Source organism: Calidithermus timidus DSM 17022 (assembly GCF_000373205.1).
Classification (GTDB): domain Bacteria; phylum Deinococcota; class Deinococci; order Deinococcales; family Thermaceae; genus Calidithermus; species Calidithermus timidus.
The window spans coordinates 119,529-145,537 of record NZ_KB890700.1 but is presented as its reverse complement, the minus strand read 5'-3'; the positions used below and the strand labels follow the sequence as shown (position 1 = coordinate 145,537).

The 26,009-nt window shown below is 67.4% G+C and carries 23 protein-coding genes and 1 pseudogene; 7 read left to right on the top strand and 17 right to left on the bottom strand.

The genetic code is table 11. The features are described 5' to 3' along the window. Positions 1-46 precede the first annotated feature (46 nt). Together abc-f and B047_RS0113675 are read right to left on the bottom strand one after the other, a co-directional pair. Positions 47-1,912 carry a ribosomal protection-like ABC-F family protein gene (gene abc-f / locus B047_RS0113680; RefSeq protein ID WP_018467538.1) on the bottom strand — a complete coding sequence of 622 codons (1,866 nt, stop codon included), beginning with the start codon at positions 1,910-1,912 and terminating at the stop codon, positions 47-49. A 345-nt stretch (positions 1,913-2,257) separates the two neighbouring features. Then, positions 2,258-3,628: a WD40/YVTN/BNR-like repeat-containing protein gene (locus B047_RS0113675; protein WP_157205936.1), complete on the bottom strand. Its 1,371-nt coding sequence runs from the start codon at positions 3,626-3,628 to the stop codon at positions 2,258-2,260. A 184-nt stretch (positions 3,629-3,812) separates the two neighbouring features. On the opposite strand from B047_RS0113675, the pseudogene B047_RS18770 reads away from it, so the two are divergent. Beyond that, positions 3,813-4,005: pseudogene (locus B047_RS18770) on the top strand (hypothetical protein); the annotation flags it as partial. Between the two features lie 87 nt (positions 4,006-4,092). Here the strand turns inward: B047_RS18770 and B047_RS0113665 are convergent. From B047_RS0113665 to B047_RS0113655, 3 genes are all read right to left on the bottom strand, one after another. After that, positions 4,093-4,596 carry a dihydrofolate reductase gene (locus B047_RS0113665; protein ID WP_018467535.1) on the bottom strand — a complete coding sequence of 168 codons (504 nt, stop codon included), beginning with the start codon at positions 4,594-4,596 and terminating at the stop codon, positions 4,093-4,095. Between the two features lies 1 nt (position 4,597). Next, positions 4,598-5,401: a thymidylate synthase gene (locus B047_RS0113660; RefSeq protein WP_476695746.1), complete on the bottom strand. Its 804-nt coding sequence runs from the start codon at positions 5,399-5,401 to the stop codon at positions 4,598-4,600. A 103-nt stretch (positions 5,402-5,504) separates the two neighbouring features. Further along, positions 5,505-6,074: a glycerol-3-phosphate acyltransferase gene (locus tag B047_RS0113655; RefSeq protein ID WP_018467533.1), complete on the bottom strand. Its 570-nt coding sequence runs from the start codon at positions 6,072-6,074 to the stop codon at positions 5,505-5,507. Between the two features lie 97 nt (positions 6,075-6,171). On the opposite strand from B047_RS0113655, the gene B047_RS0113650 reads away from it, so the two are divergent. From B047_RS0113650 to B047_RS0113640, 3 genes are all read left to right on the top strand, one after another. After that, positions 6,172-7,212: a LacI family DNA-binding transcriptional regulator gene (locus tag B047_RS0113650; protein ID WP_018467532.1), complete on the top strand. Its 1,041-nt coding sequence runs from the start codon at positions 6,172-6,174 to the stop codon at positions 7,210-7,212. A 92-nt stretch (positions 7,213-7,304) separates the two neighbouring features. Further along, positions 7,305-8,462, top strand: coding sequence for an aminofutalosine synthase MqnE (gene mqnE / locus B047_RS0113645; protein ID WP_018467531.1), 1,158 nt, complete (start codon positions 7,305-7,307; stop codon positions 8,460-8,462). A 17-nt stretch (positions 8,463-8,479) separates the two neighbouring features. Next, positions 8,480-9,313: a menaquinone biosynthetic enzyme MqnA/MqnD family protein gene (locus tag B047_RS0113640; protein ID WP_018467530.1), complete on the top strand. Its 834-nt coding sequence runs from the start codon at positions 8,480-8,482 to the stop codon at positions 9,311-9,313. Here the strand turns inward: B047_RS0113640 and B047_RS0113635 are convergent. From B047_RS0113635 to B047_RS0113605, 7 genes are all read right to left on the bottom strand, one after another. Next, positions 9,298-9,714 carry a hypothetical protein gene (locus B047_RS0113635; RefSeq protein ID WP_018467529.1) on the bottom strand — a complete coding sequence of 139 codons (417 nt, stop codon included), beginning with the start codon at positions 9,712-9,714 and terminating at the stop codon, positions 9,298-9,300. The genes B047_RS0113640 and B047_RS0113635 overlap by 16 nt on opposite strands. A 95-nt stretch (positions 9,715-9,809) precedes the next feature. Continuing rightward, positions 9,810-11,060, bottom strand: a complete 1,251-nt coding sequence (locus B047_RS0113630) for a S1C family serine protease (protein ID WP_026234893.1) — start codon at positions 11,058-11,060, stop codon at positions 9,810-9,812. A gap of 153 nt (positions 11,061-11,213) precedes the next feature. Further along, the gene (gene purU / locus B047_RS0113625; RefSeq protein WP_018467527.1) at positions 11,214-12,074 is read right to left on the bottom strand and encodes a formyltetrahydrofolate deformylase; all 861 of its coding nucleotides are present in this window, start codon (positions 12,072-12,074) and stop codon (positions 11,214-11,216) included. A 172-nt stretch (positions 12,075-12,246) separates the two neighbouring features. Beyond that, positions 12,247-13,875, bottom strand: a complete 1,629-nt coding sequence (gene mutL, locus B047_RS0113620) for a DNA mismatch repair endonuclease MutL (protein ID WP_018467526.1) — start codon at positions 13,873-13,875, stop codon at positions 12,247-12,249. Between the two features lie 21 nt (positions 13,876-13,896). Then, complete coding sequence (gene mutS, locus B047_RS0113615; RefSeq protein ID WP_018467525.1) at positions 13,897-16,428, bottom strand: DNA mismatch repair protein MutS; 2,532 nt, start codon at positions 16,426-16,428, stop codon at positions 13,897-13,899. A gap of 47 nt (positions 16,429-16,475) precedes the next feature. Then, a complete protein-coding gene (locus B047_RS0113610) occupies positions 16,476-16,991 on the bottom strand; it encodes a MogA/MoaB family molybdenum cofactor biosynthesis protein (RefSeq protein ID WP_018467524.1) in 516 nt (171 codons plus the stop codon). Between the two features lie 115 nt (positions 16,992-17,106). Beyond that, positions 17,107-17,589: an FKBP-type peptidyl-prolyl cis-trans isomerase gene (locus tag B047_RS0113605; protein WP_018467523.1), complete on the bottom strand. Its 483-nt coding sequence runs from the start codon at positions 17,587-17,589 to the stop codon at positions 17,107-17,109. A gap of 116 nt (positions 17,590-17,705) precedes the next feature. Between B047_RS0113605 and B047_RS0113600 the strand changes: the two genes are divergently transcribed. Further along, positions 17,706-18,638 (top strand): CobW family GTP-binding protein, encoded by a 933-nt coding sequence (locus tag B047_RS0113600; protein WP_018467522.1) that lies wholly within the window; start codon positions 17,706-17,708, stop codon positions 18,636-18,638. 50 nt (positions 18,639-18,688) lie between these two features. Beyond that, positions 18,689-19,570: a delta(1)-pyrroline-2-carboxylate reductase family protein gene (locus B047_RS0113595; RefSeq protein ID WP_018467521.1), complete on the top strand. Its 882-nt coding sequence runs from the start codon at positions 18,689-18,691 to the stop codon at positions 19,568-19,570. On the opposite strand, the gene B047_RS17295 is transcribed toward B047_RS0113595, so the two are convergent. Both B047_RS17295 and lptB read right to left on the bottom strand, forming a co-directional pair. Beyond that, positions 19,563-21,068 carry a DUF3084 domain-containing protein gene (locus B047_RS17295; RefSeq protein ID WP_026234892.1) on the bottom strand — a complete coding sequence of 502 codons (1,506 nt, stop codon included), beginning with the start codon at positions 21,066-21,068 and terminating at the stop codon, positions 19,563-19,565. The genes B047_RS0113595 and B047_RS17295 overlap by 8 nt on opposite strands. A 117-nt stretch (positions 21,069-21,185) precedes the next feature. After that, positions 21,186-21,950: an LPS export ABC transporter ATP-binding protein gene (gene lptB, locus B047_RS0113585; protein ID WP_018467519.1), complete on the bottom strand. Its 765-nt coding sequence runs from the start codon at positions 21,948-21,950 to the stop codon at positions 21,186-21,188. A gap of 82 nt (positions 21,951-22,032) precedes the next feature. On the opposite strand from lptB, the gene B047_RS17290 reads away from it, so the two are divergent. Beyond that, the gene (locus B047_RS17290) at positions 22,033-22,629 is read left to right on the top strand and encodes an HAD family hydrolase (protein WP_018467518.1); all 597 of its coding nucleotides are present in this window, start codon (positions 22,033-22,035) and stop codon (positions 22,627-22,629) included. Here the strand turns inward: B047_RS17290 and B047_RS0113575 are convergent. The 3 genes from B047_RS0113575 to B047_RS0113565 form a co-directional block, all read right to left on the bottom strand. Beyond that, on the bottom strand, positions 22,626-23,747 hold the full coding sequence (locus tag B047_RS0113575) for a glycosyltransferase family 4 protein (protein ID WP_018467517.1): 1,122 nt from the start codon (positions 23,745-23,747) through the stop codon (positions 22,626-22,628). The genes B047_RS17290 and B047_RS0113575 overlap by 4 nt on opposite strands. A 5-nt stretch (positions 23,748-23,752) precedes the next feature. Then, positions 23,753-24,784: a GDP-mannose 4,6-dehydratase gene (gene gmd / locus B047_RS0113570; protein WP_018467516.1), complete on the bottom strand. Its 1,032-nt coding sequence runs from the start codon at positions 24,782-24,784 to the stop codon at positions 23,753-23,755. Between the two features lie 81 nt (positions 24,785-24,865). Then, entirely contained in the window at positions 24,866-26,002 is a 1,137-nt protein-coding gene (locus B047_RS0113565; protein ID WP_018467515.1) for a glycosyltransferase family 4 protein, read from the bottom strand. Positions 26,003-26,009 lie beyond the last annotated feature (7 nt).

Sequence of the window (26,009 nt, the reverse complement as noted above, 5' to 3'; positions counted from 1 at the left end):
AAAATGCAATACGCAAAGCATACGACGTACGCCACTTTAGCCCACGCTACACGTCGGCCAGCTCGCCCCAACGCGCGTAGAGCCCCTCGAGCCGCTCCCTAAGCTCGGCCTCCTCGGCGGCGATGCGGGCATAGTCCTGAGGGGTCAGACCGGGCTGGTTGGCCTCGGCGTGCAGGGCACGAAGCTGGGCCTCGAGCTCAGCGATGGTGGCCTCGAGCTGCTCTCGCTCGCGCTCGAGGTGCCAGCGGCTCTTCCCGCGCCTGGGTTGGGGCTTTGCAGTCGGGGGCTCGGCGGGGCGGGCCGACTCGGAAAGGGCCGTGACCTTGCGGCGCTCGAGGTACTCGCCGGGCGCAGCCGGGTAGTCGTCGAACTGCCCGCTCCTGAGGTGCCAGGTGCGGGTGGCGAGCCGCTCGAGGAAGAACAGGTCGTGCGAGACCAGCAGCAGCGTACCCTCGTAGGCCAGCAAGGCCCGCTCGAGGGCTTCGACGGTCTGGAGGTCGAGGTGGTTGGTGGGCTCGTCGAGCACCAGCAGGTTGGCCTGCTGCAGCGAGAGCGAGAGCAAGGCCAGCCGGGCCCGCTCCCCGCCCGAGAGGTCTTTTACCCGCTTGAACTGGGCCTCGTAGGGGAACATCCAGGCCCCCAGCGCGGCGTGGGCCTTCTCGCCCAGCAGGCGGTAGAGCGTTTCGAAGAGGGTGAGCTCGGGGTCGAAGCCGGAGAGCTTCTGGTCGTAGTAGCCGATACGCACGCCCGGCCCGGTGCGGATACGCCCGGCGGGGTCGTCGGAGGGGAGCTGGCCCAGCAGCACCTTGACCAACGTGGTCTTGCCCGCGCCGTTGGGGCCGATCAGCGCGATGCGCTCACCTCTCGAGACCAGCAGGCCCTCGATGTCAAAGAGCGTTCGTCCCGCCAAATTCTTGCGCAGGTGGGCGGCCTCCAGCACCCGCTCGGGGCCGGGGGACTCGGTGGGAAAGCGCATGCGCACCACCGCATCGGGGCCCTCGGGTTCGGGCGGGGCTTGCTGCAAAAATTGCTCCATGCGGGCCTCGAGGCCGTGCATTCGGCGGGCGTGCTTGGCGCTGGAAGGCGCCCAGCGGCGGGCTTGCTCGAGGATGCCCTCGCGCCGCTGTTTCTCCTTGAGCCAGCCGGCATACTCGCGGGCCTCCTGCTCCTCCTGCGCGGCACGCTGGGCGCGGAAAGCCGAGTAGTTGCCCTCGTAGAGCCGCAGCTTGCCCTGCCGCAGCCAGGCCACGCGCCGGGCAACCCGGTCGAGGAAGCCGCGATCGTGGGAGATGGTGATGGTGGCCCCGCCGTAGCCCTCCAGGAAGCCCACCAGCCACTCCACCATCTCGAGGTCGAGGTGGTTGGTCGGCTCGTCGAGCAGCAGGGCATCGGCCCCCGACAGCAACAAGGCCCCCAGCGCCAGCCGCCGCGTCTCCCCGCCCGAGAGCACCGTTGCCCGCTCGCCCTCGCGCCCCTCCAAGCGCAAGCCCCTGAGCACCGACTCGTAGTTGGAGCGCCGTCTGTAGCCCCCCAACAGCTCGAAGCGCTCGTGCAGCTCCTCCCAGCGGCGGTACGCCTCGGGGTCGGCCAAGTTCGCCTCGAGCCCGGCCAGCTCGGCTTCGAGCCGCTCCAGCCGGGCGAATCCGCTCTTGAGCACGCCCTCGACGGTATCCTCAGGGCCAAAGCGGGGGTCCTGCTCGAGCAGCCCGAGGTAGACCCCCTCCGGCCTGTACACCCGTCCGCGCACGGGCTCGAGCTCGCCCACCAACAGCCGCAGCAGCGTGGTCTTGCCCGAGCCGTTGGCCCCCACCAGCGCCAGCCGGTCGCCGTGGTAGAGCTCCAGGCTCACCCCTTCCAGCAGGTCGCGGGCGCCCAGGGAGTACTCGAGGTTTTCAGCAAAGACCACGCGCACGAGGACCAGTGTAGCGGAAGAAGCGCCGAGTCTTGACACTCCCACGGCGTGGCGGGAAGCCCACCGATGGTAGGTCTTACACCCTCCACAACCTGAGTACCGGCATCGCCGGGCCGCTGGTGCGGCTTCACCGTGTGCCCCACGGCGACGGGAAAGGGCTTGGATAGCTTGCTTCTCGCCATCCTTCCACGGTATAGCGCAAACATCGAAGTTACGTGGGCGTGGGCTTTGTAGACCCCCACACCCCCCTTTTGTAAACCACCTTCTTTCGGGCAACAAATGTAGCAACCCGAACGTTCCCCTTTGCTGCTCCCACCCCCTCGGTGAGCCGGGGCCATCCCCTGGCTAGGGGGAGGTGAGGATGGCGCCATTCACTCCCACCGCCACGAAGCGACCGTTCCCGTAGATGACGCCGTTGAGCCACGCGCCCGTTCCCGAGTCCACCTCGTTCCAGTTCGTCCCTTCCGGGGAGGTGAGGATGATGCCGCCACTTCCCACCGCCACGAAGCGGCCGTTCCCGTAGGTGACGCCGGAGAGCCACGCGTCCGTTCCCGAGTCCACCTCGTTCCAGTTCGTCCCATCCGGGGAGGTGAGGATGATGCCGTCCCGTCCCACCGCCACGAAGCGGCCGTTCCCGTAGGTGACGCCGAAGAGCCCCGCGCCCGTTCCCGAGTCCACCTCGTTCCAGTTCGTCCCATCCCTGGAGGTGAGGATGGCGCCGTTATATCCCACCGCCACGAAGCGGCCGTTCCTGTAGGTGACGCCGTTGAGCCACGCGTCCGTTCCCGAGTCCACCCAGGTCCAGTCGGTCCCTTCCGGGGAGGTGAGGATGATGCCCTTATCTCCCACCGCCACGAAGCAGTCGTTCCCGTAGGTGACGCCGTTGAGTCCCGCGCCCGTTCCCGAGTCCACCCGGGTCCAGTCGGTCCCATCCCTGGAGGTGAGGATGGCGCCGTCAAGACCCACCGCCACGAAGCGGCCATTCCTGTAGGTGACGCCAAAGAGCCACGCGCCCGTTCCCGAGTCCACCTCGTTCCAGTTCGTCCCATCCCTGGAGGTGAGGATGGCGCCGTTATATCCCACCGCCACGAAGCGGCCGTTCCCGTAGGTGACGCCAAAGAGCCACGCGTCCGTTCCCGAGTCCACCTGGATCCAGTCGGTCCCTTCCGGGGAGGTGAGGATGATGCCGCCACTTCCCACCGCCACGAAGCGGCCGTTCCCGTAGGTGACGCCGTTGAGCCCCGCGCCCGTTCCCGAGTCCACCTCGTTCCAGTTCGTCCCATCCCTGGAGGTGAGGATGATGCCGTCCACTCCCACCGCCACGAAGCGGCCGTTCCCGTAGGTGACGCCGTTGAGCCCCGCGCCCGTTCCCGAGTCCACCTCGTTCCAGTTCGTCCCATCCCTGGAGGTGAGGATGATGCCGTCCACTCCCACCGCCACGAAGCGGTCGTTCCCGTAGGTGACGCCGAAGAGCCACGCGTCCGTTCCCGAGTCCACCTGGGTCCAGTCGGTCCCTTCCGGGGAGGTGAGGATGATGCCGTCCCGTCCCACCGCCACGAAGCGGCCGTTCCTGTAGGTGACGCCGGAGAGCGATGCGCCCGTTCCCGAGTTCACCTGGGTCCAGTTCGTCCCATCCCTGGAGGTGAGGATAGTGTCGCCCACCACCACGAAGCGGCCGTTCCCGTAGGTGACGTCGGAGAGCGATGCGCTGACCACCCGCCAGATCAGCCCTGCATCGGGGTTCCCGCCCCCACCGCCGGAGCCTTGGGTAACTGTGAGGATACACCTGGCAAAGAGAAGGGCTAGGACTGCTAGGACGCCTAGGAGCCACCTGGCCTTCATACCGCTTGCCTCCGTGGGAACTATTCTAACCCAAGTTGCCACCTATCCCTTGCCCTGGGATGACCCCCAGACCAAAGTCCCCTCTAGCGGCATCCTTACCCTCGCCATCCTCGCCGCCCTCTACCTCGGCGGTAACCACCCAAAGGCCCCGAACCTGGCCCGTGACCTCCGCCTCTTCTCCCACCCCCTCCAAAGGCCGCTTCATCCACGAGGTGGGCCCGACCCCGGGGCGCCTGCACGAGCTCACGCCGGATTCAAGCAGACCGCCTGGCAGCAGGAGAAATCCTGCTGGGCAGCCTCAAGGCCTCAACCGTCAGCCGTGAGCCGACGTACGACACTCAAAAACGCTCCAGCGTGACGAAGCTGTACGCGTAAGGGTGCTGCCCGTCGGCCTCGTGGCACTCGCGGGACAGCTCCCGCCACTCACCCAGGTCAAACTCGGGGAAAAAGGCGTCGCCCTCGAGCTCGGCATGGACGAGGGTGAGGTGGATACGTCGGGCCAGCGGCAGAGCCTGAGCATAGAGCTCGGCCCCGCCGATCACAAAGGTCTCGCGGTGCTCGGGAGGCTGGTGAGGGGCGCCATCCGCGGCCTTCAGGGCGGCCTCGAGCGAGCCCACCACCGTGCAGCCAGGGGCCGAGTAGCCAGGCGTGCGGGTGACGACGATGTTGGTTCGGCCCGGCAGGGGCTTGCCGATGGACTCGTAGGTCTTGCGGCCCATGATGACCGGGTGGCCCATGGTAAGCCGCCGGAAGCGCTTGAGGTCGCCCGGCAGTCGCCAGGGCAAAGCGTTGCCCCGACCTATAACCCGGTTTTCGGCCATGGCGACGACGAGCGAGAGCACACTACACCGCTACGGGCGCTTTGATGGGGGGGTGCGGGTCGTAGCCGACGAGGGTGAAGTCCTCGTAGACGAAGTCCTCGAGCCGCTTGCGCTCGGGGTTGAGGAGCATCTGCGGCAGCGGGCGCGGGGAGCGGGTGAGCTGGAGCTGGGCCTGCTCGAGGTGGTTGAGGTAGAGGTGGGCGTCGCCCAGGGTGTGCACGAACTCACCGGGCTTGAGGTCCGTGACCTGGGCGATCATGAGGGTGAGCAGGGCGTAGGAGGCGATGTTGAAGGGCAGGCCCAGGAACACATCGGCGCTGCGCTGGTAGAGCTGGCAGGAGAGCCTGCCGCCAGCGACGTAGAACTGGAAGAGGGTGTGGCAGGGGGCCAGGGCCATTTTGGGCAGGTCGGCCACGTTCCAAGCGCTCACCACCAGGCGCCGGGAGTCGGGGTTGCGCCGAATCTCCTCGACCACCCAGGCGATCTGGTCGTAGGTCCGCCCGTCCGCCCCCTCCCAGCTCCGCCACTGCTTGCCGTAGATAGGCCCCAAATTGCCCTCAGGATCGCTCCACTCATCCCAGATGCTCACCCCGTTGGCCTTGAGGTAGGCGATGTTGGTGTCCCCGCGCAAGAACCACAAGAGCTCGTGGATGATCGACTTCACGTGCAGCTTCTTGGTCGTCACCAGCGGGAAGCCCGCGCTCAAATCGAAGCGCATCTGGTAGCCGAACACCGACTTGGTGCCGGTGCCGGTGCGGTCGGACTTGAGGGTGCCGTGCTCGAGGACGTGCCGCAGGAGTTGGAGGTAGGTCTCCATCACCAGCATGATACCTCCAGCGGGGCATTCCATTCCCTATCGGGAGATCGTCTGGGCCTACAGCAGGAAGCTCCAACACCCAGCCCTTGCATCTTGCGCTTTGCGTCCTACCTCACCACTTCCCCTGGCTCATCCTCACCCCCCGAAGCGCCACCACCGCGCTCACCAGCAGCAAAGCCCAGAAGGCTTGGGGCTTACCCCACAGGGCGAAGAGCGCGTAGAGATAGCCCACCACGGCCCCCGCCGGGATGGGGTACACACCGCGGCGGGCGCGCTTCCAATAGAGCTGCCAGTACAGGGCGGCCACCCCCAGCCCGAGGGCCACGGACGTGAGGGTGAGCTGCGGGAGCAGCCACAGGAAAAAACCGACGGTGGGTGCGATCCCGCCGCCGCCCCGGAAGCCGAAGTAGAGCGGCCAGTTGTGCCCGGTTACCAGCGCGGTAGCCATCAGCGGCAAGGCCCAGGGAGCGTGGGCAAAAGTGCTCAGGTAGGCCACCAGCATACCCTTGAGGATGTCCAGTAGCGCCACCGCCAGGCCCCAGGCAGGGCCTAGCTGGCGGAAGGTACCCGAGGCGCCAGGAACGTCGCGCTGGGTCAGGTCTACCCCGCGCAGCTTACCGGCCACAATGCCAAAGGGTACGGAACCGATGAGGTAGGCGAGCCCAACCAGTAGCGCGTCCATTCCCCAAATTTATCCGTTCTACAAGGCGTAGGCCAAAGGCGGTGTGCTAGTATAAACTGCGTGAGCTAGCCCTAAAACCTGGGCAGGGGTTTCTAAAGTGACGGGCACCAAACGCAAACCCACCATACACGAAGTAGCCCACATGGCCGGGGTCGGGATCGGCACGGTGAGCCGGGTAATCAACAACCATCCCTCGGTGCGGGCCGAGACCCGCGCCCGGGTGCAACAGGCCATGGAGCGCCTGGGCTACGCGCCCAACCCCCATGCCCGGCGGGTGGCCGGGGGACGCAGCTACACGGTTTCGGTGCTGCTGCCCTTCGTGGCGACGGAGTTCTACATCCGCCTGATCGAGGGCCTCGAGGCCACACTCTGCGAGGAGCGCTACGACCTCGCACTCTTCCCCCTCCTCACCCCCAAGCGCCTGGAGCGCTACCTGCGCTCGGGTACCCTGGCCTACCAGACCGACGGCCTCATCGTGGCCTCCTACGACCTCACCGAGCACTTCGCCGGGGGGCAGTTCCCCACCGATCGGCCCGTGGTCCTCGTCGATGCGCGCAACCCCAACTACGATTCGGTGTTCATGGACAATTTCCTGGGCGGGAGGTTGGCCGCTGAATACCTCTCGCGCTTCCCCGGAGAACTCTTCTTCATCACCGTGGAAGAGGACATCGACCGCGCCTTCAGTCACACCGTCTTCGCCGAGCGCCGGGCCGGCTTTCAGCAGGGGGCCGAGCTGGCCCAAAAGACGGTGAACCCCGACCAGATCTTCCACACCCGCCTCTCCGCCGAGGGGGGGCGCCTGGCCCTGCAGAGCTTCCTGCGCCACTATAGCCCTCCCCTCAACATCTTCGCCGGGGCCGACCTGATCGCTTTGGGAGTGATGGAGGAGGCCGAGCGGCTGGGGCTCAGGCTGGGCCAAGACCTGCGCTTGCTGGGCTTCGACGGGCAGCCCTGGACCGCACAATACGGCCTCTCGACGCTGGCGCAGCCGGTCGAGGCCATGGGGGCCAGGGCTGCGCAATTGCTGCTCGAGCGCCTGCAAAACCGCCGCTTCGAGCCACGCCAGGTGCGCTTCGAACCCCAGCTCATCGAGCGCTCCTCGACGCTGGGGCCGCAGGTGGCGGTTTCAGAAGGCTGAGAAGGGGTCAGGATCTAAGGCGCTTTGCGTAGTCCACGCTAAGTAACCCACGTACCAAGTTTCACGATTTGGGGGTGCTAGGATGAGGTTCGATGAACCGGGTACGTGACCCCAAGCTGCTCCCCGTCGTGGAGAAGGTCGAGCGGGGTGAGCGGCTGAGCTTCGAGGAGGGGATGCTACTCTACCACACCCCCGACCTCAACACCCTGATGCGGCTGGCCAACCTGGTGCGCGAGCGCAAGCACGGCGACAAGACCTTCTTCGTGCACTCGCTGCGGCTGGAGTTCACCAACATCTGCTACGTTGGCTGCACCTTCTGCGCCTTCGCCGCCCGCAAGGGCGATCCCCGCGCCTGGGACTACGACCCCGACGTGGTGGTGGAGAAAGTACGCGAGAAGTGGGAACCGGGCATCACCGAGTTGCACATGTCCAGCGGGCATCACCCCAACCGGCCCTGGAGCTATTACCTCGAGATGGTGAGCAAGCTGCGCGCAGCCTTCCCCACCCTGCAGGTCAAGGCCTTCACCGCCGCCGAGATCGAGCATCTGTCGAAGATTTCCAAAAAACCCACCCTCGAGGTGCTGCGCGAGCTGAAGGAGGCCGGGCTGGCCGCGCTGCCGGGCGGGGGCGCCGAGATCTTCGCCGACCGGGTGCGCCGCCAGATCGCCAAGAACAAGGTCAAGGCCGAGAAGTGGCTGCAGATCCACCGCGAAGCCCACTCCCTGGGCATCCGCACCAACGCCACCATGCTCTACGGGCACATCGAAACGCTCGAGGAGCGCCTCGACCACATGGACCGCCTGCGCAAGCTACAGGACGAGACCGGCGGCTTTCACTCCTTCATCCCCCTGGCCTTCCAGCCCGACGCCAACGACCTCGCCAAGAGCCTGGGCAAGAGGGAGTTCACCACCGGCCTCGACGACCTGCGCAACCTGGCCGTCGCCCGCATCTACCTCGACAACTTCGACCACATCAAGGGCTATTGGGTGATGATCTCCTCCGACTTGGTGCAGGTCTCGCTCGACTGGGGCGTCTCCGACATCGACGGCACCATCATCGACGAGCACATCGCCCACGCCGCCGGGGCCACTTCCCCGCTGGGCCTGTCAAAACAGAAGATGGTGGAGATGATCCAGAGCGCCGGGCGGGTGCCGGTCGAGCGCGACGCCTTCTACAACGTGGTCAAGGTGTGGAACCAGCTCCCGCTGGTGCCCGAGAAGGCCAAGGCCCTAGCCAAGGCCCGCGCCTGAGCCGCCTCGGAGTCCCCATGCCCGACTACGTGCTCGGCGTGCCCCGCTACGCCAACAGCGCCCCCCTGTACCACTTCCTCGAGGAAGGCGACGGGATCGCCTTCCGCTACGGCGTGCCCACCGAACTCAACCGCTGGCTGCTCGAGGGCAGCGTGGACCTGAGCCTCGTTTCCTCCTACTTCTACCTCGCCAACGCCGAAAAGCTGCGTCCCCTGCCCGACTTTTCCATAGCCGACTTGGGGCCGGTGTACTCGGTCAACCTCTTTCACACCCGGCCCTGGCAGGCGCTGCGGCGCATCGCCCTCACCACCGAGAGCGCCACCAGCGTGCGGCTGCTGCAATACCTGCTCGAGTCCGACGGCTTGAGCCCCGAGTACACCCGCGAGCAAGGGGGCCTGGAACTGCTGGAGCGCTACGACGGGGTGCTCCTCATTGGCGACCGGGCCATCGCCACCTACGCGGGCTTGCTGAGGCACATCCCCGAGTCGGTCCACCAGGTCCCACGCGAGTTCAGCGGGCCGCAGGGCTCACCCCTGTGGGTCAGCGACCTCTCGATGCGCTGGTACGAGCGCACCCGGCTGCCCTTCGTGTTTGCGGTGTGGGCCACCCGGCGCTCAGAGCCCCCGCCCCCCGAGGTCGTGCGGCGACTGCGGGCGGCGCGTTCGCTGGGGCTGGGCAACCTGGCCGCCGTGGCGGGCACCGAGGCCCAGCGGCTGGGCGTGCCCGAGCGCCTGATGCAGCACTACCTCTGGAACTTCCGCTACCACCTCGAGGCCCCCGACCGCCTGGGGTTGGAGACCTTCGCCAAGGCCGTGGGGATGACCTATCCCGGCGACTACTGGGACGTGTAGCGACTGGCCACACGGGCCATGGCCATGAGCTTGAGCACCCCGGCGGCCACAAAGCCGGTGAAGCCGGGCTCGAGGGCGCGCTGGAGCATCGCCTCCCAGACCCCAACCGGCTCGAGCGGAGGAGGGGGGATGTCGTGCGGCCACACCGAGGTATCGGCCTCCTGGCTGCTGGGGTCTTGCAGGTTCCACCGGGCGATCCAGCCGTCGAGGGCATCGACGTAGCCGTTGAGCCCCTCGATGGGCCACAACAACAGCGTCACGCGGATGTCGAACATGGCCTCATCGTGGTCACTGACGGTGGGAGGGTTTTGCAAGCGTTGCAGCACGAAGCCGGGCAGTTCCCTGAGCGCCGCTTCGTAAAACTCCTGCCACGATTGCTGCCAGAGGGCCTCCAGGCTCATCACCTTAGCATTTTGAACCCGCCCTTGGCTCAAGGGCGGGTATTTGATCACGCGCATTGGGTGCAAATGTCACAACACCGCGTAGGGCCTGCGCTTCAGCGGTTGGGCAAGGGAACGATTTGCGGAGCGACCCTGACCTCCAGCGTCCTTCCCGAGCGCCAGACCTTGAGGGTGATGCTCTCGCCTGCCTTCTTGCTGCCCAGCACCGCCCGCAGGTCGTTGATATCCCTCAGGGAGCGACCATCGGCCTCGAGCAGCACGTCGCCATCGATGCCGATCTCCTCGGCGCGACCATCGGGGGTCTGCACGAAGATGGTCCTTTGCGAACCCCGCAAGCCCGCCTTGGCCGCCGGACCGCCCGGCTCGACGCTGCCGACGATCAGGCCGGTCTCGGGCAGGTTGTAGCGCTGCCGCAGGTTGTCGGGCAACCCCGCGACCGGGAACACCGTCACCCCAAGGCGGGGCCTCGAGGCGATGAGGGCATTGGTATCGAGCGTCTTGCCCGCCTTGAGGTCGGGGAGGTACTGCTTGGCGATGTTGATGGGGATGGCGAAGCCCACCCCCGCCGACTGGGGCTGACCGCCGATGAGGCCGGAGCTGGTGTAGATGGCGGTGTTGATCCCGATGACCTCGCCCTTGGAGTTCAGCAGCGGCCCGCCGGAGTTGCCGGGGTTGATGGCGGCGTCGGTCTGAATCACGTTAGGCACGAAGCCATCCCCGCTACCCACCGCGCCGGGGTTCTTGCGGATGGCCGAGACGATGCCCTCGGTCACGGTGAACTCGAGGCCGAAGGGGTTACCCATGGCGATGGCCTTCTGACCCACTTTGAGCGCATCGGAATCGCCCAGTTTCATGGGCTTGAGCAGCGCGGCGGGCGCCTCCACCTTGACCAGGGCGATGTCCAGCGCTGGAGCCGTTCCGATGACCTTGGCCTTGTACTCCTTGGGATCGTTGTGGAACTTGATGGTGATCTCGCTGGCCCCCTCGATGACGTGGTAGTTGGTCAGGATGTTCCCCTCGCTGTCGAGGACGAAGCCCGAACCCACCCCGCTCTGGGGTTGCGGCTGGGCGAAGAAGGGGCGCAGGAATTCCGGCACGTCTTGGAGGTTGACCTGTGGCACGGTGCGGGTGGCTACGTACACCACCCCGTCGCCGGCGTTTTGCACCACCTCGATGGTGTTCTGTTCGTTTTGCAGGTAGCCCTGAGCTTCGTTGAGCGGTGTCACCTGGGCCTGGGGTGCGGTGGTCGTGGGGGGGGTCTGGCTACGGGTCATCCCCCACCACAGCACCCCTCCGGCGATCACAGAGAGAAGCCCAAAGGTCGCGGCAGAAGTCTTCAAGGACATGCTCATCCCTCCTGATTCTGAGCGTAGGCAGCCGGTGTGAAGATGGCGTGAAGGCGCCGTGTACGAAACCCCTGCTCCACGGCTCGAGTCAACACCTCATCCTAGCGCGGATCGATGCGGGCAATTGCAAATCACCGTTTTATTTGAAGGCCCTCAGGCAAACACCACGGTCTTGTTGCCGTGAACGATGATGCGGTCCTCGAGGTGCCACTGCACCGCCCGCGCCAGCACGGTGCGCTCGAGGTCGCGCCCCAGCCGCACCAGTTCGGCCACGTCGTTGCGGTGAGAAACCCGCGCCACGTCCTGCTCGATGATGGGCCCCTCGTCCAGGGCCTCGGTGACGTAGTGGGCAGTGGCCCCGATCAGCTTCACACCCCGCTCGTAGGCCTGCTTGTAGGGGTTGGCCCCGACGAAGGCGGGGAGAAAGGAGTGGTGGATGTTGATGATGCGGTTGGGGTAGTGGGCCACGAATCCGGGCGAGAGGATCTGCATGTAGCGGGCCAGCACCACCAGGTCCGAGCCCTCCAGCAGTCGCAGGATTTCGGCTTCGGCCTGTTCCTTGGTCTCTTTGCTAACCGGGACGTGGTGGTAGGGGATGCCAAAGCGTTCGACCTCGGCCCGCAGGTTGGGGTGGTTGGAGATGACCTGGGTGAGCTCGCAGGGCAGCTCCTTGTTGGAGTGCCGCCACAGGAGCTCGTTGAGGGCGTGGTCGTACTTGGAGACCAGGATCGCCACCTTCTTGAGGTCGGCGGCGTAGCTGATGCGCCAGTCCATCTCGAAGCGGGCGGCAACCCGCTCGGCAAAAGCGCTCTCCAGCACGCTGCGCGGCACGTCGAGGTGGGGGGTCTGGAACTCCAGCCGCATGAAGAAGGTGCCGCCCTCGGGATCGGTGGAGTGCTGGTCGAGGGCGGTGATGTTGGCGCCGTGGTTGAAGAGGAAATTGGAAACCGCCGCCACGATGCCGGGGCGGTCGGGGCAGGTGATGAGCAGTCTGGCGGTGGCGTCTCGCTGCATCTGGACTAGGCTAATGGCTGGGGGGCGAATGCTCAAGCGTGTCGATAGCCGATAGCTGGGCGTGGGTCGTAGGCCGCCAAACGCGAAACGCCCCTTAGCAAGGGGGGCCGGGGTGGGGTCCACCGCGAGCCGCGGGCCACCAGCCATGGGCCTTCCGTCCTGTGCCGACGGCTTAGCGCTTCCCGTTCACCCGCTCCACCGCCCGCACGCCCCTGCGCCCGAAGCGGCGGGCGAGCTCGAGTTCGCTCATCACCAGGGCGGTAGGGCGCCCGTGGGGGCAGGTCCAGGGCATCTCGCAGCGGGCCAAGGCGTCGAGGAGGGCCTGGGCCGGGGCCTCGGCCATGGGGTGCCCAGCCTTGATCGCGGGGAGGCAGGCCAGGCGAGCCAGGACGCTGCGCCAGGCCTCGGTGAAGCTGTGGGCCGCGAGCGTCCCCTTGACCACCTCGGGGACGAGGGTGGGGTGTCCGGCCAGAAAAGCGGGGACGCTGCGGATGCGGTAGCGGCCTGGGCCAAAGGGCTCGAGCACCAGCCCCACCGCCTCGAGCTCCTCGGAGCGCTCCTGATAGGCCATCTCCTCGCCCAGGCTGAGGTTGAGCAGCTCGGGGTACTCGAATTCGACGGGCGGCTCCTCGCGGTAGCGGCGCGAGAGCTCCTCGTAGAGGATGCGCTCGTGGGCGGCGTGCTGGTCCACGACGTAGAGCTCGTCGTCGGCCTCAGCCAGCAGGTAGAGCCCGCGGAAGACCCCCACGAAGCGCAGGCGGGGAAAACTGGCCCGCCGCACGGGGGTGGGACCGGCGATGGGGGTGGGGTCGGGCAGGGCGCGGGCCAGCGGGTGGGCGCTGAGCAGGCTTTGGATGGCTCGGGCCACGAAGGCCAAAACCGGCTCGGGCTCGAGCAGGCGCACCCGCGACTTGTCGGGGGTGGTGTTGACCAGCACGGCCTCGGGGGGGAGCTCGAGGCCCAGCACCCCCACCGGGTACTGCCCGCTGGGCAACAGCTCCTTGTAGGCCAAGAGCACCGTCTGGAGCAGGGCTTCGGGCCACTCCACCGGACGTCCGTTGACCGCCAGGAGCAAGCGGTCGCGGCGCGGGCGCGAGAGCTCGGGGCGGGAGAGCAAGCCGGTGAGCCGGAAGGGGGCCTCCGCGAAGTCGAGCTCGAGCAGCCGGTTGGCCACCACCGAGCCCCACACCAGCCGCGCCGCCTCGGGGAAGCTGCCCCCGGCGTGGGCCAGTTTCTCCTCGCCATCGCTCAGCAGGCGCAGCCATAGCCCTGGGCGGTGCAGCAGGTAGCGTGAGAGCAGGCCAACGACCTTGCGAGCCTCGGCGGCGGGGGGCTCGAGGCCTCGGCGCCGCGCCGGGAGGTGCTCGAATAGGCGACTCACCTCGACGCGGGTTCCGGGTGGGGCAGGGTGCTCGCTGAGCGCTATTTCCTCCAGAAAGGCGGTGAGGGTGGCCCCGCCGAACTGGGCGGGGGGCCTGGAGGTGATCTTCAGCCGGGCCGCCTGCCGGATGGCCCACAGGCCCTCGCCCCGAAAGCCCAGCGTGGCGATGCGGCTGAGGTCGCTGAGCTTGCTGGTGGCGTGGGCTTCGACGGCCAGCGGCAACTGCTCGCGGGGAATCCCCTGACCGTTGTCGCTGACGCAGATGCGCTCGAGGCCCCCCCCGACCAGCTCGACCTGAACGCGGGTGGCCCCGGCGTCGAGGGCGTTCTCGAGCAGTTCGCGCACCACGTCCACCGGCCCCGAGACCACCTCGCCCGCGGCGATCTCGCGCACGAGCTCCTCGGGCAGGCGCCGGATCACGGGCCACCCCCACCGACGGATTCACGCCAGCTCATTGGACACCACCGTCTTCTGCACTTTATCGCGCCAGCGCTGGAGCAAAAGCAGCGCCTCCAGCGGGGTGAGGCGGGTGGGGTCGAGGTTCAAAAGCTCGTCGAGCACCTCCTGGCCCACGTCGCCTACCTGGGCCTCGAGCCCCGCCAGCAAGATCGCCGCCCGGCTCAGCACCTCGCGCGGCAGGCCCGCCAGCCTGGCGACCTCCAGGCCGTAGCTCCTCGAGGCCGGCCCCGGCAACACCTGGTGGTAAAACACCAGCCCGCCCGCCTCCTCCCGTGCGGCGACGTGGTAGTTGCGGGCTCCGCTCAGGCGTTCGGGCAGGGCGGTGAGCTCGAAGTAGTGGGTGGCGAAGAGGGTATAGCAACGCACGCTGTCGTGCAGGTATTCGGCAGCGGCCCAGGCCAGCGAGAGGCCATCGTAGGTGCTGGTGCCACGCCCGATCTCGTCGAGCAGCACCAGGCTGCGGCTGGTGGCCCCCTGCAGGATCTGGGCGAGCTCCTCCATCTCGACCATGAAGGTGCTGCGTCCCCCGGCGATGTCGTCCGAGGCCCCGATGCGGGTGTAGATGCGGTCGAAGAGGGGCAGCAGCGCCTCCTCGGCGGGCACGAAGGAGCCGATCTGGGCCAGCAGGGCGATGAGCGCGGTCTGGCGCAGGTAGGTGGACTTCCCGGCCATGTTGGGGCCGGTGAGGATCAAGAGGCGCTCGCCGGGGGAGAGCTCGAGGTCGTTGGGGATGAACTCGCCGCCCCGCTCGACCACCGGGTGCCGCCCCGCGCGGATGTGCAGGCGCCCGTCGGGACTGAAGCGGGGCCGCACGTAGCCGTACTGGGCGGCAGCCTCGGCCAGCGCGGCGTACACGTCGAGTTCGGCCAGCACGCCCGCCGCTTCGCGCACCAGCGGCGCAACCCGCCCCACCGACTCGCGCAGTTCGAGGAAGGCCGCGTACTCGCGCTTGCGGGCCTCCGACTCGGCCAGCAGGATCTCGCGCTCCTTCTCGCGCAGGTCGGGGCGGGTGTAGCGCTGGCGGTCCTTGAGGGTGGCGATGGCCCGCCAGTCGGAGGGCACCTGGGCGTAGTAGGGCCGGGTGACCTCGAGGTAGTACCCGAAGACCTGGTTGTAGCCCACCTTGAGGGGAATCCCGCTGCGCTCGCGCTCGCGGGCCTCGAGGCCCGCGATCCAGGCTCGAGCGGCCTCGGCCCGCTGGCGCAGGGCGTCGAGTTCGGCGTCGAAGCCTTCGCGGATCAGCCCACCCTCGGTGAGCTTGAGCGGCACCTCCTCCACCAGCGCGGCGTGGATGCGCTCGGCCACCTCGGCCAGCTTGGGCAAGCGCTCGGCGAGGTTGAGCAGGGCGCTCGAGCCCCGCAGCAACCCCGCCAGCTCCGGCAAGAGCTCCAGGCTGCGGGCCAGGGCCAACAAGTCGCGGGCGTTGGCCCGCCCCGCCGCCAAGCGCCCGGCCAGGCGCTCGAGGTCGTGGATGCGGTAGAGGAGCTTGCGCACCGCCTCGCGCAGCACCCCGTCACGCACCAGCGCCTCTACCGCGTCCAGCCGGGCCTGGATGGGGCCCTCCTCCACCAGCGGGTGGCGCAGCCAAGCCCGCAGCAGTCGCCGACCCGGCGCGGTGCGGGTCAGGCCCAGCACCCCCATCAGCGTGCGCTCCTCGCTGTTCTCCCCTACCGGGCTGGGGTCATAAACCTCCAGCGTGCGCAGCGTGGCCTCGCTCATCTGCATAAAGGCGCTGGGGTCGTAGCGCAAGAAGCTTTGCACCTGGGGCAGGGCTCCGCCTTGGGTGGCCTGAGCATAGCTCAGCACGGCCCCCGCCGCCCGCAAGAGCGCGGGGTGCTCGAGCCCAGTGGGCAGCGCCCCGAACTGCGCCCGCAGGGCCTGAGCCGCCACTTCCTCCTCGAAACGCCCCGGTGAGAGCATCACCGGAAAGCGTCGCTGAAACTCCTCGAGAAAGCCGGGATTGCAATAGAGCTCCGGCGCCAACAGCACCTCGGCAGGGCGGTAGCGAAATAGTTCGTCCCAGACGCCGCTCTTTCCGTAGAACACCGCACCGCGGAACTCCCCGGTAGACACGTCCAGCAAGGCCAGCCCGTAGCCGTCGCCCGTAGCCAGCGCGGCCAGGTAGTTGGCCTCGGGTCGTAGCAGGGCTTCCTGGGTCAGAGTGCCGGGCGTGAGCAGCTGGGTCACCTCGCGCCGCACCAACCCCTCGGCGTCCTCGGCCAGTTCCATCTGGTCGGCCACGGCGATGCGGAAGCCCAGCTTGAGCAGGCGCTCGAGGTAGCCGTCCACCGAGCGGATGGGGATTCCGGCCATGGGCGTGGTGAAGTCCTTGCTGGTCTTGCGGGTGAGCGCGATGCCCACTGCCCGCGCCAACCGCTCGGCGTCCTCCCCGAAGGTTTCGTAGAAGTCGCCGACCTGAAACAACAGCAGGTACTCCGGGTAGGCGTCCCGGAGTTCGACGTACTGCTGGAGCAAAGGCGGCAGGGGGCCGGAACCCTGGCCCTTGAGGGTCATGGGCTTATGCTACCAGCAGAACAGCCACCGTCAACCACCAAACCCTTCTATCGAGCCACCTCCCAGGCCAGGTGCTCGAGCTCGGGCTTGATCAGTTTGTTCCAGGCCACCTGCACCGCGTTGGGCGAGCCCGGCGTGCAGATGACCACCCGGCGGTGGTACACCCCAGCCATCGCCCGGCTGAGCATGGCCGCCGCCCCCACCTCGGCGTAGGAGAGCATACGGAAGAGCTCGCCGAAGCCGGGCATGGGCTTCTCGATCTTGCGGGCGAGCACGTCGTAGGTGGTGTCACGGGGGGCGATGCCGGTTCCGCCGTTGAAAATGATGATCTGAGCCCCGCTCTTCACCATTTCCTCGAGCGCCTCCGCAACCTGTAGGGGCTCGTCCTTGATGATGCGGTAACCCACGACCTTATGCCCCATGCCGGTGATCTCGGGCTCGAGGTAGTGGTAATTGGTGTCGGTCTGTGGGGTACGGGTGTCGGAGACCGTGACGATAGCGACGGAAACCGGGCCTTTGGAGTGAGCAATCTCTTTGTGTTTGTCGGTGCTTTCCGAAGGCATATGGTCCATTTTAAGTGCCCGCCCACTGATTTTCCCCGAAGCGTTTGTGCACGCGCTGGCGAAGGATCTAGCAGGCGTTGAGCCGATTCGAGAGGCGAAGCTTCCCGTGGGATACTTAATGACGCACCCCACCCTCCCCGTGCACGTGCTTGTGCGCGAGCTCTTCCGGCTCGGCCTCGCGCACGGCGTGGATGGTGACGGTGTACTCGAGGGTCTTCCCCGCCCACTTGGGGTTGGCGTCGAGGGTCACGCGGTCGCCGTTGACGGCAGTGACGCGGTAGGAGAGGGGGTTTCCGGCTTCGTCCTCGGCGTAGAGCAGGGCGCCGGGCTGGGGGTCGAAGCCGGCGGGGAGTTCGGCGCGGCGCACCTCGAGGCACTTCGAGGCGTCGTACTCGCCGTAGCCCTGGGCGGGGGGCACGCTCACGACGAAGCTGCCCACCTCCCGGCCCCGCAGGGCGGCCTCGAGGCCCGCCAGGAGGCCGTGGGCGTGGCCGATGAGGACGGTCTGGGTCTCGCCCTCGTGGGTGCGGTCCTCGATCTCCCCGTCCACGCGGAGGACGTATTCGAACTTGACCACGGTTTTATCGGCTACCTTCATGGGCACCTCATCGTTGAGAATACATTATCATCTAATCCGGGAGCCGGTGGCCCCGAAAGGTAATCTACCCGAGGGTCGCTGCCGGGGCGAAGGCTAAGCTCTGGGAGAGGGCAGCTATGGTCAAGTTCAAAACCCGTGTTCCGGTCACCGTCATCGGCGGCTTTCTCGGCGCCGGCAAAACCACGCTGGTCAACCACCTCATCCACTCCGGGGTGCGGCGCTTCGGCGTGATCGTCAACGAGTTCGGCGAGACCGGCGTGGACGGGGCGCTCATCGAGAGCGTGGACTCCGACGGGATTGCCGAGCTCTCCAACGGCTGCTTGTGCTGCGTGGGGCGCGACGACCTGATGAGCTCGCTGTTCAAGATCGCGGCTAAGCCCAACCCACCCGAGCACATCCTCATCGAGCTCTCCGGCCTGGCCGACCCCGTTCCCGTAGCCCAGACCGTGCTCGATCCCTTCGCCCGCGCCAAGTTCGAGCTCGACGGCATCGTGGGGGTGGCCGACGCGCGCAACCTCGAGCGCACCCTGCGCGACGGTCCCGAGGGCGCCATCCAGCTCGCCTACGCCAACGCCGTGATCCTCAACAAGACCGACCTCGCCACGCCGGAGCAGCTCGAGGAAGCCCGAAAGGTCATCGCCCAGATCAACCCGCTGGCCGAGGTGCGCGAAAGCGCCCACGCCCGCGTCGAGCCCAACGGCCTGCTCGCGCTAAAGGCCTTCGATCCCGAGTGGAAGCCCAAAGGCCACCAGCACCTCCACACCCCCGACGTGGTCACCTTCACCCTGACCAGCACCAAAGCCCTCAAGCGCGAGCGGGTCAACGAGTTCATCGAAAACTACATCATCTCCCGCCCCGACCGCCTCTACCGGGCCAAGGGCTTTTTGAGCGTGCAGGGCTTCGAGGAGGAGGTGCTGTTCCAGGCGGTGCGGGAGATCTTCGGCATGGAGCTCACCGGCCGGCCCCGCAGCGGCAAATCGAGTCTGGTGGTGATCGGGCGGGGGCTCAACGAGGCGGAGTACCGCGAGGCTTTTGCGCGGCTGAGCTAAGTGCCCTTCGCCTGATTTTTGAGTCCCCCCACGATAGAATCCAATTCCAAATGCACCTCGAGGCCGCCCTCCCCTACCCCGAATTGGCCCTGGCTTTAGAAGCCGTGCTGCGCGAGCGCAAAGCCGGAAAGACCCAGGCTCCCGAGCGGCTGGTCATGCCCCTACCCGAGGGCGGCACCCTGCTGCTGATGCCCGCCAGCGACCAGGAGATCGCCATCACCAAGCTGGTGACGGTCCATCCCCAGCAGCGGCCCAGCGTGCGGGCGGAGTTGGTGGTGATGAACGCCCGCACCGGCGAGCGCCTGGCCCAGCTAGACGGCGCCCTGGTGACCGCCCGGCGCACCGCCGCGCTATCCCTGCTGGCTGCGCAAAAGCTGGCGCCCAAGCCCCCTGGGCCCGACGATAGGCTGCTGGTAATCGGCGCAGGGGTGCAGGGCCGCAGCCACCTCGAGGCCTTCCGGGCCGGGCTGGGTATCCGCAAGGTGGCGATCGCCTCACGCTCGGAGGATTCAGCCCGGCGCTTGCTCGAGCACGCCCTGAGCCTGGGCATGGAAGCCACCATCGCCCCTGAGGTGGCTCAGGCCGCCTCCGAGGCTCTTCTAATCGTCAGCGCCACCACCAGCCCCACCCCGGTGCTGGGCGAGGGGGTGCGAGAGGACGCCTTCATCGCGGCGGTAGGCGCTTACCGCTCCGACATGGCCGAGCTCTCTCCCATCCTCGTGCAGCGCTGCCGCATATTCGTGGATACGCTCGAGGGGGCCCGGGCCGAAGCCGGCGACCTGATCCAGGCCGGGGTGGATTGGAGCGAGGTCACGCCGCTCGAGGACGCCCTGGAACTGGCCCGCCCCCAGGGGCCGGTGCTGTTCAAAAGCGTGGGGCACGCGCTGTGGGACCTGGCCGCGGCGCGCTTGGCGGTGCAGTCGCTCAGTTGATGAGCTTGAAGCCCAGCTTGGGCGGGTCGGTAGGGTAGAGGGGCTCGAGGGCCACCACCGCCACCTTAGCCCCCCCACGCTTGCTGGCCAGCGAGGCGCTGAAGGCGGCGAGCTCGCCCAGGTCGAAAGCCCCCAGCGCCAGCTTCTCGGGGATCCAACCGGCGTTGGCGAGGCGTTCCTCGGCGTCCTGGCGGATGCGCTCGAGCCGCCGCTGCACGTCCTCAGGCTTGCTGGGCAGCACCAACACCCCCGTCGCCAACACCTCGCCCTTGGCGAAGAGTTGCTCGCGGGCGCGATATCCCAAGCGGATCTGCAACTTGCTGCTGTCGGGGTTGACCCCAACCGGGCGGGCCAAGAGCAGCCCCGGGCGCAGATTGGACCCCAGGTTGAGCTGCTGCACCACTTCAGCACCCCGCAACCCCAGCAGCCTCGCCCGCAGGTCCACCCGCCGGCGGATCTCATCGAGGGCCTGCTGCTCCTTGCCCGGAACCAAGGGCTGCTCGGCCAGCAATACCTGCTCGAGCAGCTTCTCCAGGCCCCCCTGCAGGATGCGGCTGCTGTTGCGCAGCTTGGCGTTTTCCTCCTCGACCTGGGTGAAGCGGGCCTTAGCCGTCAACAGCTCCTTCTGGGCCGCCGCCAGGCCCTCCTGAAGGCGATTGCGCTCCTCCATCAGCTCCTTGAGCGCTCCCTGGGCCTCCTGGCGCTGGGCGTTGAGCAGGGCGATATCTCCCTCCAAGCGCTTCTTTTCCTCGGAAAGCTGGCGGGCGCTCTGCTCGAGGGTACTCAGGCGGGCCTGGGCTGCCTTGGCAGCCTGTTGCAGGCTACTCAACCGCTCCTGGACCTGATCCACCTGCTCTCGCAGGCGGCGCTCGACGCCCTGGAGGGTAGCGCGCTCCCTCTCCAGGTGGGCAAGCTGGCCCTGCTGCTCGACAAGCCTGCGCTGCTGTTCACGAATGGCCTGCAGAAGCCGATCCCTGGTAGCCAGTAATTCGGCCTTTTCTTTCTGGACCAGCTCAAACTCCCCTTGCACCCTCCGCAGGCGGCTTTGGGTTTCCTCGAGCTCCTCGCGTGAGGCTGCCAGCAGCTTCTGCTGGTTGTCCAGCGTCTCGCGCAACTGGTTGACGTCGCGTCGCAGCTCGTTGGCTTCGCCCTGAAACCGGCTGGCCTGCTCGGTGGCCCGCCGGCGCTCCTCGTCGAGGCGCTGAAGGTCCTGGGCGTAGCGCTGTACCTCTCGGCGCAGCAGGTTGCGCTCCTGCCGCACGGTCTCGGCTTGCCAAATGGCCTCGCGCGCATCGCGGACCAGCAGGAAGAAGGCCGCAAAGGCGCTCAGCGAGATGAACACCCCCGTACCCACCGCGATCACGGTCCCAGTGGTGCGGGGCCGCATCCCCAAAAGCCGCCAGTGTCGCTTACCCACCCGCTTGGCGATCACGTCGCCCAGGTAGGCCACTACCCCCGACACCAGCACCAGCAGAATGAGCATCGATGCTAAAGTCATGCCGTACCGCCTAATACCAGCTCTGAATTTGCTTTCGCCTGTGGGAGGGAAGAGCGCAGTTCGGAGATATCAATTGTATCAGACGCCCCGGCTTCTCGAGGCCCCCTGAAGAGGGTTTCATAGCTCGTACTCGTCGCCCAGGTAGTGCAAGCGCACGCCCGAGTCGCGGGCGAAGTCTTCAGGGGAGCCGTGGAAGGTCATCTGGCCGTCGTACATCAAGTAGACCCGGTCGGTGATGGCCAGGGTTTCGCGCACGGAGTGGTCGGTGATGAAGATGCCCACCCCGCGCCGCTCGCGCAGCTCGGAGATCAGCTTCTGGATGTCGTGGACGTTCTTGGGATCGACACCGGTGAAGGGCTCGTCGAGCAGGATGAAGTCGGGGTTGGTGCACAGCGCGCGGGCGATCTCGAGCCGTCGTCGCTGCCCCCCCGAGAGCTTGTAGGCGTAGAGGTCCTTGAGCGCGGTGATGCCCAGCTCGTCGAGCAGGGCCATGGCCCGGTCCAGACGCTCGGCTTTGGAGATAGGCTGGAACTCCAGCACCGCCAGCAGGTTCTCCAGCACCGTCATGCGACGGAAGGCCGAGGGCTCCTGGGGCAGATACCCCACCCCCATGCGGGCCCGCTTGTACATGGGCAGCCGGGTGATGTCCCGCTCACCCAGGCGGATGCTGCCGCTATTGGGGCGGATAAACCCCACCACCATGTAAAACGTGGTGGTCTTGCCCGCCCCGTTAGGACCGAACAGGGCCACGATCTCTCCGCGGGCAAGCTGCAAATCCACCCCCCGCACCACCTCCCGGCGCCCGTAGCGCTTGACCAGGCCCTGGGCCACCAGCTGCCCGGGCTGGGTGGGCTTGGGGGGGTTGATGACCGCCGTTTCCATTGATTAAAGCCTATCACCCTGCCTTAGCACACCGTGAGAGGGGTGGCGCAGATAGTCGCCCGCTTACCGTATGATCTCATCCGTGTCCAAGCGCATCCGAGCCATCTGCTTTGACTTTGACGGGACTTTAGCGCAGTTTGAGGGGGACTTCGCTCGGCTCACCGCGCTCTGCTGCGACCAGCTGGGCATCGACCCTGGCGACCGGGCGTTCCTGGCGACCTATGAGCGTGAGATCCGGGCGGAAGGGCACGTCACTTTTGCCCTGGCGCTGCGACGGGCGCTCGAGACCCACGGCTACCCCGTGCCGGCGGGTCTCGAGGCCTTCGCCGCCGAGGTCACCGCACGCTACGCGGCGGAAGTGCGGCTGCTGCCGGGGGTTCGGGAATTGCTGGCCTACTTTGCCCCCCTGCCCAAGGCCATCATCACCAACGGCCCCGCCGACATGCAGTGGGCCGCCATCCGCAGCGTGGGCCTCGAGCGCGAGTTCGAAGCCATCGTGGTCTCCGGCGACCCCGATGTAGCGGTACGCAAACCCCACCCCCGCATCTTCCACCTCGCCTGCGAGCGGCTGGGCGTTCCCCCCCACGAGACCCTGATGATCGGCGATCACCTCGAGGCCGACATCCAGGGAGCCATCGCTGCGGGGCTCCAGGGCCTGCATCGCCCGAATTCGGCCTAAGCGCTTGGCGCCCCCTCGTCGATCAAACGACGATATACCTCGAGCGTGGCCCGCGCCGTCTTTTCCCAGGTGAACCTCCGGGCTCGCTCGAGACCCTTCTGCCTCAAGCTTTCCCTCAGCCCTGTATCCTCCCAGAGCCTTCGCAGCCCCTCGCGGAGGGCCTCTACCGAAGTCGGATCCACCAGCAGCGCCGCCTCGCCCACCACCTCGGGCAGCGAGCTGGTGCTGGAAGTGAGCACTGGAGTGCCGTGGGCCATGGCCTCGATGGCGGGGATGCCGAAGCCCTCGTAGAGCGAGGGAAAGGCCAGCGCCCGCGCTCCGTAGTACAAAGCGTGCAGATCATCGTCACAGACGTAGCCTAGGACGAGCACGTGGGTGAGGTCCTGCCGAAAGAGTTCGTGTGACTTCCACTGCTTAGCTCCCACGATCACCAGCCGCGCTTCAGGGATGTCCTGGCGCAGCAGCCGGAAGGCCCGCACCAGGCGCGGCAGGTTCTTGCGGGCCACCAGGTTGCCCACGTAGAGGAAATAGGGGGGTTCGATCCCCAGCCGCTCGAGCACCCCCTGCACCTCGGCCTCGCCCATGGGGGGCGGGGGGTTGACGCCGTTGTAGGTCACGTGCAGCTTGGCCCTGGGGATCCCGGCCAGGCGCTCGAGGTCGCCCGCCGCGTGATGGCTCACGGTGAGCACCGCATCGGCGCTGAAGCGGGTCCAGGGCACCAGGGTGCGGAAGATCAGCCGCGTGGCCAGGGGTTGCAGGTCGGGGGTGGCCAGAGGAACCGCGTCATGAATGGTGGTCACCCGCCGATATCCCGCAAAGGGCATCAGGAAGGGTGCGATGCCACAGGGGTCGTGTAGGATGTCGAGCCCCAGCCGCCGCGCCGCCTGGTGCAACACCAGGTTGCCCAGGCTCGCCGCAAGGGGCACCCTGGCCAGGCTGGGCACTGCATAGGTCTCGAACTCGCGGTACCAGCCCAGCTCGGAGTGGGGATAGGGGTTGAGCAGCACGACCTCGAGGCCGGGCTCGAGCTTCCTCAGGGCACGGGTGAGTTCGACCGTGTAACGCCCAATCCCGCTCAGCGAGCGGTCCATGCCGTAGGTGAAGAAGCCAACCCGCACCGCTTCTACCCGCGCAGCCCGCCGTTGGCCACGCGCTGGAGGTCCTTCTCGACCATCATGCGCACCAATCCCGCCAGGTCCACCTTGGGCTCCCAGCCCAGTTTGGCCCGGGCTTTGGCCGGGTTGCCCAGCAGCAGGTCTACCTCGGCAGGGCGGTAGTACTCGGGATTGACCCGCACGATGACCCGCCCCTTTTGGTCGAGGCCCACCTCACCCACCCCTTCCCCCTCCCAGCTGATCTCAAAGCCCGCGGCCCGGGCCGCGTGCTCGACAAAGGTGCGCACCTTGGTGGTGACCCCCGTGGCCAGCACGTAATCGTCGGCCTCAGGCTGCTGCAACATGCGCCACATGCCCTCGACGTAATCCCCGGCGAAGCCCCAGTCGCGCTGGGCGTCGAGGTTGCCTAGCTCGAGCACCTCCTGCTGGCCGTAGCGGATGCGCGCCAGCGAGCTGGTGATCTTGCGGGTCACGAACTCCTGCCCGCGCAGGGGGCTCTCGTGGTTGAAGAGGATGCCGCTGGAGGCGTGCATCCCGTAGGACTCGCGGTAGTTGACGGTGATCCAGTGCCCGTAGAGCTTGGCCACCCCGTAGGGGCTGCGCGGGTAGAAGGGGGTCCGCTCGGTCTGGGGCGTCTCCTGCGCCTTGCCGAACATCTCGGAGGTGGAGGCCTGGTAGAAGCGAATCTTGGGGTTGACCTCGCGGATGGACTCGAGAAGGCGCCCCACCCCCAGCGCGTCGACATCGGCGGTGTAGAGCGGCTGCTCGAAGGACAGCGCCACGAAGCTCTGGGCCGCCAGATTGTACAGCTCGTCAGGCTGCACCTTCTCCAGGGTGCGGCGGATGTTGGAGTACTCCAGCAGGTCGAAAGCCACCAGCCTCACGTCCCCGGCGATGCCCAGCTCCTCCAGCCGCCACAGGTTGACGCTGGCGCTGCGGCGGTAGGTGCCGTACACCTCGTAGCCCTTCTCCAGCAACAGCTTCGACAGATACGCCCCGTCCTGCCCGGTGATCCCCGTGATCAACGCTCGCTTTGCCATTCAAACACCCTCCAAAATCTCGTGCGCCGGGCTTCCGGCCTACCGCCAGCCAACCACACGCGCCGTTACCTAGCGGTTACATCAGGGCTGGGTCACCCAGCCCTCGCTGCACCCCTGCCCCAACAGCACCTCCCAGGTCTTGCGGGCGGTGGCCTCCCAGGTGAAGCGGGCCGCCTGGGCGTAGCCCTTCTCACGCAGGTGCTCCGCCAGGCCGGGCTCCTCGAGCACCCGCCGCACTGCGGCCGCGATGGCCTCGGGGTCGCGGGGGTCGACCAGCAGGGCGGCCTCCCCCGCCGCCTCCGGCAGCGAAGAGCAGTTCGAGGTTACTACGGGGGCCCCTGAGGCCATGGCCTCGAGCACCGGCAGCCCGAAGCCCTCCTCGAGCGAGGGGAACACGAAGGCGGCCGCGTTGCCGTAGAGGCTGGGCAGGTCCTCGGTGGCGACGTAGCCGACGTGCTTGACCCGCTCGTCCAGCCCCAGCCTTTGGCGCTCGCGCCCCAGCCACTCCAGGTGCTCGGGGGCCCAGGGGCCGAAGAAGCGCAGCTCGAGGCCGGGGTGGTGCGGCGCGAGGCGGGCGAAAGCCTGCAGCAGCCCGGCCTGGTTCTTGTTGGGGTTGAAGGCCCCGCCGTGCAGCAGGTAGCGCCCAGCCCCAGCGTAGCGCCCCTCTGCCACGCTCGGCTTGAAGCGCTGGTGGTTAACCGCCAGCGGCGTGACCGTGACGCGCTCGGGGGGGATGCTCAGGATCTGTACCGCGTCCTGCTTGGCGCTCGAGCTGATCGCCACGAGGTGGTCGGCCCGCTTGAGGCGGCGGGCGTAGGTGCGCCAGCGCGCGGCGCTGAAAGGATCGCCCAGGTCGCCCAGCTTGAAGGGCGTGAGGTCGTAGAGCGTGGCCACGGTGCGGCCAAAGGGGTTGAGCACCAGCCCGTTGAAGTCGGGGGCGAAGAAAACCCTGGGCCGCGTGCGCAGCAGCGCGTAGCGCAGGAAAAACTCGTTGTAAATCCAGTACGCCTGGGCCGGTTTGTGGGGGCGGGGTGCGGTAAGGAGGCGCTCTTTGGGCACGAAGTCGGGGAGGGCGCTCCCCCCTCCCCCCCAGCTCGAGGCCACATACAGGGGCCTCATCCCCTGCTCCTCGCTGGCCCTGAGCAGCTCGAGCAGGTAGTTGCCCACCCCGCGCACCCGGTGCTCCGATTGCAACGGCGTCGCGTCGATCAATACCATTCGCCGT

Coding starts and splice junctions, on each gene's coding strand:
- mutS (WP_018467525.1), bottom strand. CDS start 16,428: ATGACCCTCAAGGGCCAGGGTTCCGGCCCCCTGCCGCCTTTGCTCCAG.
- B047_RS0113595 (WP_018467521.1), top strand. CDS start 18,689: ATGCACCTCGAGGCCGCCCTCCCCTACCCCGAATTGGCCCTGGCTTTA.
- B047_RS0113655 (WP_018467533.1), bottom strand. CDS start 6,074: ATGGACGCGCTACTGGTTGGGCTCGCCTACCTCATCGGTTCCGTACCC.
- B047_RS17295 (WP_026234892.1), bottom strand. CDS start 21,068: ATGACTTTAGCATCGATGCTCATTCTGCTGGTGCTGGTGTCGGGGGTA.
- B047_RS0113605 (WP_018467523.1), bottom strand. CDS start 17,589: ATGAAGGTAGCCGATAAAACCGTGGTCAAGTTCGAATACGTCCTCCGC.
- B047_RS0113610 (WP_018467524.1), bottom strand. CDS start 16,991: ATGCCTTCGGAAAGCACCGACAAACACAAAGAGATTGCTCACTCCAAA.
- B047_RS0113635 (WP_018467529.1), bottom strand. CDS start 9,714: ATGAGCCTGGAGGCCCTCTGGCAGCAATCGTGGCAGGAGTTTTACGAA.
- B047_RS0113600 (WP_018467522.1), top strand. CDS start 17,706: ATGGTCAAGTTCAAAACCCGTGTTCCGGTCACCGTCATCGGCGGCTTT.
- B047_RS0113640 (WP_018467530.1), top strand. CDS start 8,480: ATGCCCGACTACGTGCTCGGCGTGCCCCGCTACGCCAACAGCGCCCCC.
- mqnE (WP_018467531.1), top strand. CDS start 7,305: ATGAACCGGGTACGTGACCCCAAGCTGCTCCCCGTCGTGGAGAAGGTC.
- purU (WP_018467527.1), bottom strand. CDS start 12,074: ATGCAGCGAGACGCCACCGCCAGACTGCTCATCACCTGCCCCGACCGC.
- B047_RS0113630 (WP_026234893.1), bottom strand. CDS start 11,060: ATGTCCTTGAAGACTTCTGCCGCGACCTTTGGGCTTCTCTCTGTGATC.
- B047_RS0113660 (WP_476695746.1), bottom strand. CDS start 5,401: ATGCTGGTGATGGAGACCTACCTCCAACTCCTGCGGCACGTCCTCGAG.
- B047_RS0113565 (WP_018467515.1), bottom strand. CDS start 26,002: ATGGTATTGATCGACGCGACGCCGTTGCAATCGGAGCACCGGGTGCGC.
- gmd (WP_018467516.1), bottom strand. CDS start 24,784: ATGGCAAAGCGAGCGTTGATCACGGGGATCACCGGGCAGGACGGGGCG.
- lptB (WP_018467519.1), bottom strand. CDS start 21,950: ATGGAAACGGCGGTCATCAACCCCCCCAAGCCCACCCAGCCCGGGCAG.